1 protein-coding gene is annotated in these 704 nt (G+C 64.3%); it reads left to right on the top strand.

Annotated features, from left to right (window positions below):
* Positions 1-704 (top strand): autotransporter outer membrane beta-barrel domain-containing protein (locus LZ538_RS13155; RefSeq protein ID WP_249832491.1); only part of this gene is annotated, 704 nt, incomplete at both ends.

A 704-nucleotide genomic window follows, 5' to 3' on the forward strand; every position in this document is an offset into this window, starting at 1 on the left:
ATCGAGTGCCGCGCCTCTGCTCCGCTGCACATGTGGGGTCAGCTCGACTTCCAGGCCCGGAAGACCGACGGGGACTCGGAAGCGGGCGCCATGAAGGCGAAGCGCCTGACGGGCGTCATCGGCCTCGACGCCAGCGTCGGCGGCTCGGCGATCGTCGGCGGAAGCATCGGGTTCGTGAACAACCACACGCACGACAAGCGTTGGGGCGACGACATCGATGCGGACGGCTACCAGATCGGCCTCTACGGCGTGTACGATCCGGGTGCGTTCTACGTGAAGGCGATGGGTACCTATAACTGGTACGATGGCGACTCCCGGCGTGACATCGACTTCGGCGTGTTCGGCGGCTCGTTCGCTGGCACGACGCGGGGCGATCCCGACGTCAAGATGTGGACCCTGGGCCTGCACGGCGGCTACCGCTGGGCGATCAGCGCCAACTCGGTACTCACTCCATACCTGAACCTCGACTATGTCGCGGTGACGATGGATGAGTTCATCGAGACCGGCCTCGACGGAGCGAACCTCCACCTCGCGAACAACAACGACTTCGACAAGGCCTACGGCACCATCGGCGCCAAGTGGGCAACCCAGTTGGGCGGCGTCGTTCCTGAGGTGAACATCGGTTACCGTCACCGCTTCGGCAACAGCAACCGGGCGCATGTCACCGAGGCGTTCATGTGCCAGACCGACACCTGTCCGTTCGA

Origin of the sequence: Sphingomonas hankyongi (genome assembly GCF_023516575.1) — a bacterium.
Lineage (GTDB): Bacteria > Pseudomonadota > Alphaproteobacteria > Sphingomonadales > Sphingomonadaceae > Sphingomicrobium > Sphingomicrobium hankyongi.